The 9,962-nt window shown below is 57.4% G+C and carries 8 protein-coding genes and 1 pseudogene; 4 read left to right on the top strand and 5 right to left on the bottom strand.

Annotated features, from left to right (window positions below; translation table 11 throughout):
• Window positions 1–118: 118 nt before the first annotated feature.
• From HGP12_RS11655 to HGP12_RS11635, 5 genes and pseudogenes are all read right to left on the bottom strand, one after another.
• Window positions 119–277, bottom strand: a pseudogene (locus tag HGP12_RS11655) (nucleotidyltransferase); the annotation flags it as partial.
• A gap of 801 nt (window positions 278–1,078) precedes the next feature.
• Window positions 1,079–2,110, bottom strand: coding sequence for an extracellular solute-binding protein (locus tag HGP12_RS11650; protein WP_246703333.1), 1,032 nt, complete (start codon window positions 2,108–2,110; stop codon window positions 1,079–1,081).
• Window positions 2,111–2,195: 85 nt separating this feature from the next.
• Window positions 2,196–2,972: an ABC transporter permease gene (locus HGP12_RS11645; RefSeq protein WP_168878821.1), complete on the bottom strand. Its 777-nt coding sequence runs from the start codon at window positions 2,970–2,972 to the stop codon at window positions 2,196–2,198.
• A gap of 73 nt (window positions 2,973–3,045) precedes the next feature.
• Window positions 3,046–3,945, bottom strand: a complete 900-nt coding sequence (locus HGP12_RS11640) for an ABC transporter permease (protein ID WP_168878820.1) — start codon at window positions 3,943–3,945, stop codon at window positions 3,046–3,048.
• A gap of 3 nt (window positions 3,946–3,948) precedes the next feature.
• The gene (locus HGP12_RS11635; protein ID WP_168878819.1) at window positions 3,949–5,055 is read right to left on the bottom strand and encodes an ABC transporter ATP-binding protein; all 1,107 of its coding nucleotides are present in this window, start codon (window positions 5,053–5,055) and stop codon (window positions 3,949–3,951) included.
• 231 nt (window positions 5,056–5,286) lie between these two features.
• On the opposite strand from HGP12_RS11635, the gene HGP12_RS11630 reads away from it, so the two are divergent.
• The 4 genes from HGP12_RS11630 (at window position 5,287) to fabG (ending at window position 9,929) form a co-directional block, all read left to right on the top strand.
• Complete coding sequence (locus HGP12_RS11630) at window positions 5,287–5,991, top strand: GntR family transcriptional regulator (RefSeq protein ID WP_168878818.1); 705 nt, start codon at window positions 5,287–5,289, stop codon at window positions 5,989–5,991.
• 97 nt (window positions 5,992–6,088) lie between these two features.
• On the top strand, window positions 6,089–7,450 hold the full coding sequence (locus HGP12_RS11625) for an aspartate aminotransferase family protein (protein ID WP_168878817.1): 1,362 nt from the start codon (window positions 6,089–6,091) through the stop codon (window positions 7,448–7,450).
• Window positions 7,447–9,159, top strand: a complete 1,713-nt coding sequence (locus HGP12_RS11620) for an acetolactate synthase catalytic subunit (RefSeq protein ID WP_168878816.1) — start codon at window positions 7,447–7,449, stop codon at window positions 9,157–9,159. Before HGP12_RS11625 ends, HGP12_RS11620 begins: the two co-directional genes overlap by 4 nt.
• Complete coding sequence (gene fabG, locus HGP12_RS11615; protein WP_168878815.1) at window positions 9,156–9,929, top strand: 3-oxoacyl-ACP reductase FabG; 774 nt, start codon at window positions 9,156–9,158, stop codon at window positions 9,927–9,929. Before HGP12_RS11620 ends, fabG begins: the two co-directional genes overlap by 4 nt.
• Window positions 9,930–9,962 lie beyond the last annotated feature (33 nt).

Raw genomic sequence — 9,962 nt, 5'->3', positions numbered from 1 at the left:
TCCCCTTCCGTCTACTACTCTCTGTAGAGGGGTGACATTCCAGTCACCGGTCAAGAACCAGTTAGTTTGGGAGGTTGCCTTTATTGCATGATAACCTCCCACGCCTTCACGGCGCACCATAGGAGCCGAAGAGAATGATCTTGAGGATACGGCCCTTTTTCTTAAAATCGGCCGTGCCTTCCTTCAGCGCATCCTCGAATTCCTCATGCACGATCTCGACAATTCGCGATAATTCGAGTCGTTTGCGTTCCGGCAGATGATCGAGGCTAAACTTCATGGAGAGCGGGACCCTTTCTGATGATTCCAGTTCTAGGTACGATCCGGTTACAATGCCAGTCCGATATCGGATCTATGCCAGCTGGATGGCGGAGCAGAGGAGACTTTTCAGCCCTTAAGTCGAATTTGGATTCGATGGCGCCTGTTCAATAACTTGCTCTGCATAGATCACGGTAAACTGCGCATGTTCCCTTTATGTTCCTATAAAGCAACTGATAAGTCAAGTTTGACTTCAGAGCATTAAGGTAGTGGTTCGTCTCATTATATACCGCCGATACACACCAATCAGCTTGCGGACATTTCCCCTCAGAGACTGCAGGCGCCAATGCCTTTGCGAAATGTCCATTCGACGGAGTCTTCTAGTTTTTCGGCAACCACTGATGGATTGTCTCAAGGCTCCACGGGCGGAGGCGTTTAGTCGTGGGATTTCAACCGCTGCATCGCAGGCGCCGTCGACGCGATCGAGGCAACGATCAGCGAAATTCCAATCTTCAATATCTTCATTTGTCGTATCCGGAGGCCCTCCCGATCGTAAGCCACGCCCTTAGATAAACGCAAATCCCAAACGAGAAGATAGCGGCGCACGCCAAAGAGGCAATTTCTGCATCTTTGCGAGGCTTCATTGCGCAAGAGAGATCCGCCCAGCTTCGAGCATTTCTGCTCGTAGGCGGACCTCCTACGGATGTGTATTGGGGTGCGTCGGCGTCAAGCGTTCATTCAGTGCACGATCGCTGAACACTCATCTTCCAAGCGTCGCGGCACCGCATGATCATAGCCAATGTTTTCACATCGTTATGCTGCTTTAGCGAACCCAGTTGTTCCACCGCTCCAGCAACTCAGCAGCGTGTTCGTTGATCCATTTGGCATCGGGAATAACTATGCTGTCGCGCACGTCCTCGGCGCTCGGCATCTGGTCGCGAACTGCTTGCGGCATCATCGTAATCGCCGCGCTACTAGGTGGCGTGCACAATAATGCCTCGCACACCTTGGCCTGGATGTCGGGGGAATCCAACCAGAAGGTGATGAGCTTCAGAGCATTGTCGCGATTGGGCGCCCCTTTGATAACTGTGAGACGATCGCCCACCAGAAATGCCGCCTTGTTCGACCAGGCGATTGAGCGTCCTTCTGCCTTGAGGGCACTTGCCCTCGTTAGCCAGATCTGCCCAATGCTGTAGTCGTTCTCACGGAACCCCTGGACGCTCTGATCCCCGGTTTTCCACCAGAGCGAGATGGACGGCCGCAACGCGTCAAGTTTCTCAAGGGCGCGATCGACGTCGAGCGGAAACAGGTTCTCGCGTTTGACCCCATCTGCCAAAAGAGCAGCCGCCATGACACGCCACGGATCGTCAAAATTCGGAAACGAGCGTCCGCCCGGGAACTTTGAAGTATCCCACATATCCGCCCAGGTCACGGGCTGGTTGCCTTTGAAGGTTTGCGGATCGTAGGCCATCAATGTGGCTGTCGAAAACAGCCGTACACCGGCCGGGATGCAGGCATCGGGAACGAGATCCTGACGGTCCTTAAACTGTGCGCAAAAACCGTCAAGCGGTTCGGAAATCGCGAGATGATCCTTTGAGCTCACCTGGATTTCTCCATCGGGGTATAGATCCCAGCTGACATTGCCGGTTTTCACCATCGCGGTCGCCTTGGCGCGCATCTCCGCGTTGGTTGCCGCTACGGAAACGACCCGGATACCGGTCTTAGCGGTGAATGGCTCGAACCACCATTTGCGTAGCGCCGCATCATAGGCGCCGCCGGTCGTGGCGATCACGACCTGCTCGCTGGCAAATGCTGGGCCGGGCGTTTCTCCCACAAGTATGGCTGCGCAAAGCATAGCAATGCCGCTCAGCCGGATGGCTGCTCTTTTTGTCATCAATGTTTCCCTCTTATGGTCCCGCCTGCAGCGGGTATTTTTGCCGCTACTGCTGCTCCCGGCGGCTGTTCAGGAGATGTATGGAACCCATCAAAAGCAGCGAAACGGCAACAATGATGACCGAGACGGCGGCAATGACAGGTGTCAGGTTGAAATCGATATCCTCGAACATTTTCCGGCTGATCGTCTTGCCGCCGGTGTCGGAGATGAAGAAAGCTACGGTCGCCTCGTCGAAGGAGGTCAGGAAAGCAAAGACCGCGGCCGTCGCGACGGCCGGCGCGAGATTGGGAAGTGTCACGGCAAAGAAGGCTCTGAGCCGTCCCGCTCCGCAGCTCAGGGCCGCCAGTTCCAGCAACGGGTCCATTCTCTCCAGCGCTGCGGAAACGATGATGACGACAAAAGGCACCGCAAGAACCGAATGGGCAAGGACGAATCCGGTCAGATTTCCTGTCAGTTGTAAAGGCGAGAAGACCAGATAGAGCGCCACGCCGAAGACGATTGCTGGCACAATCATCGGCCCGAGGCAGAGGGCCTGTAGCAGTGCCTTGCCCGGTAGTTTGCCACGTACGAGAGCAACCGCCGCCATCGTCCCGATCATCGTCGCTACCACTGTGGTTACTGCGGCGATCTGCAGGCTGAAAATGGTCGAGCGCAGCCAGTCGGGATCGGACAGATACGCCTCGAACCAGCGTAGGGTCAGTCCCTGTGGCGGGAATGTGATATACGAGGCGTCGCTGAGTGCCAGCGGTATCACCAGCAGCGTCGGAAGGACGAGAAAGAACAGCACCGCCGCAATCACTAAATTGGATGCATGTCGCGCCATCCATGGCCAGACTGAACGATACCGCCGAGCCTCGGACGACGGTGTTGCCAATCGCTGCGTAAAGGGTTCAGATTCAATGGACACTGTTCAAACCTTTGCTGAAAGAGAGTGCGCGGCGAAAGAGCAGCACCAGCAGCAACGTCGCGGTAAGCAGGATGACTGACAGGGCGGCCGCAAATGGCCAATCCAGAAGGACGATTGTCTGCTGGCCGATCAGGGTCGCCATCATCAGCGCGCCGGGTCCACCGACGAGGGCGGGCGTGATGTAAAAACCGATGGCGAGAATGAAGCAGATGACACAACCGGCGAAGACGCCGGATAGGCTGAGTGGAAAGGTCACGCGCCAAAAGGCGACGATCCGGCTGGCGCCGAGATTTCGTGCCGCCTGCTCATAAGCGCTCGGCACGGAGCGCAAGGCGGAATGGATCGGCAGGATCATGAAGGGCATCAGCACATGCGTCATCGCGAGAATGACAGCGCCCTCCGTATAAAGCATTTTCAACGGTGTCGAGATAACACCGAGCTGGATCAGCCCGTCGTTGATGATGCCGTTGCGACCTAGCAGCACGATCCAGGCATAGGAGCGGACAAGCACCGAGGTCCATAGCGGAATGAATAAGCATGCTGTTCCGAGCTTTGCCAACTTGCCCCGCATGCGCGCGATCGCATAGGCGGTCGGATATCCAATTGCAAAGCAGGCAACGGTCACGATCGCCGCGATGCGGAAGGTTCTGATTAGGACCTGAATATAAAGTGGGCTGTCGAAGACACGCTGGTAGGGGGCAAGCGGAGCTTCTCCGGAAAGGCTGATGCCGATTAGCCTGACCACCGGATAGACGAAGCCTCCCGCCAAGAGGAGGAGCAGGGGCAGGATCAGCAAGATGGCCAATAATGGCGAATAGTGGCGGCTCGATCCTGTGAGGATCCAGCGAAGGAAAGTGCCTGTCGATTGTCTCGCGAAGGATGACGCCATGGATTAACCCCCCACTTTTGCAAACAACCGCAAGGCGTTCGCTTCGGGGATGACGTCAACCAGGTCTCCTTGACGAAGGCCTGCGGCCACATGCCCGACGGGCATCTGGATCTGGAGCAAACGGTCATCGCCGTTCTGGGTTCGCACGAAGAAGAGGAAAAACGAACCGGCGAACACAGTTGCGTCTATGGTGCCCGTCAGAATGGCGCCGCGGTCGCGCCCATGAGGTGCTAACGACAACCGTTCGGGGCGAACCGCGATACTGACAGCTTGGCGAGAGGCAAAGGGGCTTTCCCCATCTTCGGCAGCCGCCGTAGCGACGACGTTGCCGCCTTTTGGCCGTACCATGTAGTTCCCGCTATCTCGACCGAGATATTCGCCGTCGAGAAAGTTCATGCGACCAATGAAGTCTCCGACAAAAGCTGAGACAGGTGAACGGTAAAGCTCCAGCGGCGATCCCACTTGGGCTAGCCGGCCTTTTGCCACCACTGCAACGCGATCAGACATGGTGAGTGCTTCCTCCTGGTCATGCGTTACATAGACGACGGTCGCGCCGAGTCGTTGCTGCAAGCTCTTGATTTCCAATTGCAGCGCCTCGCGCAGTTTCTTGTCGAGGGCCCCAAGTGGTTCGTCCATCAAGAGAACGGGCGGCTCGAAGACGATTGCCCGAGCGACGGCGACGCGCTGCTGCTGGCCTCCGGAGAGTTGATGGGGATATCGATCGCCATAGCCGTCGAGATGTACCTGTGCCAGTACCGCCTCAACCTTGCGGCTGATGAGATCTTTATCCATCCGGCGCATGCGCAACGGAAAAGCGATGTTGGCCGCCACCGTCAGATGCGGAAAAAGGGCATAGCGCTGGAACACCATTCCTATGTTGCGCCTATTTGGCGCCATATAGGTAACGTCGCGACGGCCGATCATTATCTGGCCATTGCTCGGGCTCTCGAAGCCGGCGATCATCGTTAGTAGCGTCGTCTTGCCGGAGCCCGAGGGTCCGAGGATCGATAGGAACTCACCTGCCCGAATGGCCAGTGAAATGCCATCCACGGCAAGCGATGTGTCATATCGCTTTTCAAGCCCTTGCAGCGTAAGTGCTTCACCAATCAAAGTTCCTCTCCTTATTGTTGTCGTTATGCAACGTGTTCGTTTGCGACGGCGTAGCGAGTTGTTCACCGATCGCTTGGCTTTCTGGTCCGGTTCCCGAGTTGAACTTTGGGAAGACGGAAATTTGCGAAAGTGCTATGACTTTTAATGTCACATAATGTTTGCAAGTATGTCGCTTTTCATTTTTGTTGCAACAAAATAAACGCTTGTCAAAGGAAATTGGAGAAATTTTTAATGGAAATGGCACCGGAAGACGAAGGGCACCAGCAGCATCAGCCCAATCGATTGGGCGAAATGGCGTATCGCAACATGAAGGAGCGACTGATCCGAGGTGCTTTTTCTCCTGGAGACAAGCTCACAATTCGTGCGCTTTCGGAAATGCTCGATGTCAGCACGACGCCCGCTCGTGATGCCATCAACCGCTTGGTGATCGATGGGGCGCTCATTTATTCAGGCCCGAAAACCGTCATCGTTCCCCACTTAAGATTGTCGGATCTCGAGGAGATTACGCAGATGCGCCTGGCCCTGGAGGGCCTTGCGGCGGCGCTGTCCGTCAAGGCTGCAGACGAGGCGACGATCGAGGAACTTGAGCTACTTCAGACGAAAATTGACACCGCATTGGATGAAAAGCGGTATTTCGACGCCCTTTGGCATAATAAGGAATTCCATTTTGCGATCTACCGTCTGAGCGGTATGCCCTATCTTTTGCAGGTGATCGAGACTCTTTGGCTGCGGGTTGGTGCGTCATTCAATGGCCTCTACCCGGAATTTTCCGAGACGCGCTACGGTGCTCGCAATCACCGTGCCGCGATAGAGGCGCTTGTTGAAAAGGATGCGGCCGCTGCCCGCGCCGCCATCGAGAGCGACATTCGTGATGGATTTCGTCAGATGAAAAAAATCACCGCAGACGGCGATCAAAGGAATCTCTGTCGCCGCTGACAATTTATGTTGCACTTTTCTTCTCTCCATGTTTTTTTGTTGCAACAAAAATGTGAACGGGATGCGAACGCGCATCTCTGCATGGAGAGGGCAAGGCATGCTTCATCAGGATTTTCCATCATTTCGACGGACGGCGCTCAGGTCGCGCTCGCAATATTTCTTCGAGCGTGGGCAGATCGTGTTTCCTGATGGAACCACGCGCGTCACCGTCGAGCGCGATCCTCTGCCGACGTACATTTCCCGTGGCGAGGGTGCCTATCTGGTCGATGTGGACGGCAATCGGCTCCTCGACCTCAATAACAATTTTACAACGCTGATCCATGGTCACGGTTACCTGCCCGTCGCCGACGCAATTGCAGATCTGCTGCAGAAAGGAACCTGCTTTTCCAATCCAACGGAGCACGAGCTGGGGTTGGCGGAATTGCTCGTGCGGCGCATTCCCGCAATCGAGCATATTCGTTTCGTCAATAGCGGCACCGAGGCCGTCATGTTCGCTATCAAGGCAGCCCGCGCCTTTACCGGGCGGTCGCGCATAGCCCGCGTCGAAGGAGCCTATCACGGTGCCTATGATTGGGCCGAGGTAAGCCAGGGCGCGTCGCCGGCGTCCTGGGGACCAGCGGACGCCCCTGCATCCACGACCTCTTATGCCGGCGCGCCGGAAAGTGTTGCCGAAGAGGTCGATGTGATCCGTTTCAATGATGTCGAAGGTCTGGAACGGAGGTTGGCCGCGTCGGGCGGCGACCTTGCCTGCATCCTGATTGATCCCATGCCGAGCAGGGCAGGTTTGCTCGCCCCTGAGCCAGCCTTCATCGAAGCCGTCTCCAATCTTGCCCGGCAATATGGCGTTCTCGTCGTAGCCGATGAAGTGCTGAATCTGCGGCAGGGATATCGCGGCGCATCGGCACGTTTTGGGCTCGTGCCGGATCTTATTGCTGCCGGAAAGATCATCGGCGGGGGCTTTCCAGTCGGCGCGGTTGGTGGTCGCAAGGAGGTGATGGGGGTCTTCGCAAGCTTGGGCGCAAGGCCAGCGCTGCCACAGGGTGGCACCTTTTCGGCCAATCCGGTTTCAATGGTCGCAGGAAGGGTGGCCATGGAGGCACTGACCTCGGCAAGCTTCGAGCGTCTTGATGAAATGGGTGCGCGTGTGCGCGACGGCCTTTCTGCGGCGATCATGCGCCATGACGCACCATTTATCGTCACCGGTTCGGCTTCGCTTTTTCGCATCCACCCAAAGCGGCAGATGCCCCGTGACTATCGGCAAGCCTTCCCGACACCGGAACAGAACAGTTGGATGACCAATCTGACAAGCCATTTCCGTCAGCTCGATATCCTCCTGCCCTTTGGAGCCGCCGCCTGCCTCTCCACGGCAATGACGAATACCGACCTTGATTTGATCGTCGAAGTCTTCGGCGATTTCCTCGAAACCTACGAAGCCGATTTTGCTGGAGCAATCGCATGACCATGAAGTCCTTGGAAACTGTCGCCCAATGCCTGGCTCGCTCGCTGGTGCGTCATGACGTTACCCATATATTTGCCCAGAGCCTACCATCAGCGCTGATCCTGGCTGCTGAAGCGGCAGGCATTCGCCAGGTCGCTTACCGGCAGGAGAATATGGGCGGCGCCATGGCCGATGGCTATGCTCGACGATCCGGAAAGATCGGCGTGGTGGCTGCGCAGAATGGTCCGGCTGCCACGCTGCTGGTGCCCCCGATGGCCGAAGCGCTGAAGGCGAGCGTTCCGATCGTAGCACTTGTGCAGGAAGTCGAGCGCGATCAGATGGATCGGAACGCGTTTCAGGAGCTCGACCATATCGCGCTCTTCCAATCCTGCACGAAATGGGTGCGCAGGGTCATGGTCCCGGAGCGAATCGAGGACTATGTTGATGCCGCCTTCACTGCCGCTGCCTCCGGTCGACCCGGGCCGGTTGCGTTGTTGTTGCCCGCCGATCTGTTACGCTCGGAGCTTGGTGTCAAAACGCCCTCACGCTCTCTGAATCTCGGTCATTGGCCGCTTGATCGATCGTCCCCTGATCGCGCGACTTTGCAAAGGGCAGCGGAGTTGATTGCGAATGCCCACAATCCCGTGGTAGTCGCGGGCGGCGGTGTCCTTGGTAGCGATGCCTGCCATGAACTGGCCGTGCTGCAGGATCTGGCTGTACTCCCAATTTTGACTACCAACATGGGTAAGGGCGCGGTGAATGAATATCATCCGCTTTCGGCCGGCGTCTTAGGATCGCTCGTGGGTCCGCGGTCGCTCGGACGCCATACGGCTGCTCTGGTCGGTGACGCAGACCTTGTCATTCTGATTGGAACGCGAACCAATCAGAACGGCACGGATAGTTGGCGGCAAATTCCTGCTGGTGCTCAGGTGATCCACATCGATGTCGACCCTCAGGAAATCGGCCGCAATTATCAGGCGCTGCGCCTGGTCGGGGATGCGCGTGAGACACTCAGAGAGCTCGTTCATGCCCTGAACGCGCAAGATCTATCCCAACGTCGAGATCAACGGACCGCTGTTATCGACCGCATAGCCGAGTGCTGGCGGCAGTTCGATGAGGATCGGCATCACCTCGTGCGTGCTACTGCGTCGCCGATCCGTCCGGAACGCATCATGGCAGAACTGCAGGCGTCATTGACGCCGCAGACGACCGTCGTTGCGGATGCAAGCTATTCATCGATGTGGGTCGTCGGCCAATTGCGATCGCTTACTTCAGGAATGCGGTTCCTGACGCCGCGCGGTCTTGCGGGGTTGGGGTGGGGCCTGCCTCTGGCTCTTGGCGCAAAGGCAGCCAGACCCGAGCATCCGGTGGTCGCCATCGTCGGCGACGGCGGGTTTGCCCATAGCTGGGCGGAGATGGAAACCATGGTTCGCTCCGATCTTCCCATCACCATTATCCTTCTCAACAACGGTATCCTCGGTTTCCAGCGGGATGCCGAGACCGTGAAGTTCGGGCGCTTCACATCGGCGTGCCATTTTGCGCCTGTCGATCATATGCGGATCGCTCAAGCCTGCGGATGCCCGGCAGTGCGCGTTGAGGATCCAGCCGAGCTCACGGCTCATCTACAGGGTGGACTGACAGGCAAGGGGCCGCTGTTTATCGAGGTCATGACCGATCCTGAGGCTCATCCGGCTTTGTCCTTGTTTGCCGGCTTAGATGAGGCGGCATGATGCCTGAGCCGTCTCGCATCGCCGTCGTGACGGGAGGGACGAGCGGTATCGGATTGGCGACGGCGCGAAAGCTATTGGCGGCGGGGCATTGCGTCGCCGTCTTCAGTCACAGCGCTAAAACTGTGACCGACGCAACTGCCGCGCTTTCCGCGGAGTTCGGATTTGGACGGGTCTTGGGCCGAGTTGTCGATCTGTCGGATCCTGTGGCTGTTGCCAATTTCTTCGAAGAGCTTTCATCGACCTGGGGAGATGCCGCAATTCTCGTCTGCAATGCCGGGATATCGCCGAAAGGCCCAGCTGGTCCTCGGCGGTTCGAGGACGTTGGGCTGGAAGAATGGAACGAAGTGCTGGCCGTTAATCTGACCGGCACCATGCTATGTTGCCAGGCGGTCGTCAGGGGAATGCGACGGACGGGATTCGGACGCATCATTTTGATCGGTTCGCTCGCTGGGCGCACACGCCCTCGCATCGCCGGTGGCGCTTACGCCGCCAGCAAGGCAGCACTGGCCGGTCTTATGCGCTCGCTTGTCGGATCGTGCGGTCCTTTCGGCATAACCGTTAATCTCGTGGCACCGGGCAGGATCTTGACGCCCTTGACTGGCGATCCCAATACGCCAGCCAATCGGGACGCGGTCGGACGCATTCCTTCTGCCAGATTGGGAACGCCGGAGGACATCGCCGCTGCCGTTGCCTTCCTGGCGTCGGAGGACGCGGGCTTCGTTAATGGTGCTATCCTCGATATCAACGGGGGCGAATATGCGCCAGCCTAGAGCCATCACACGGTCCGGCGCGTCCGGCTTCAA

The organism is Rhizobium sp. P28RR-XV, from assembly GCF_012641385.1.
Classification (GTDB): Bacteria; Pseudomonadota; Alphaproteobacteria; order Rhizobiales; family Rhizobiaceae; genus Rhizobium.
The sequence above is the reverse complement of the archived record's forward strand: the minus strand, read 5'-3'. Positions and strand labels throughout refer to the sequence as shown.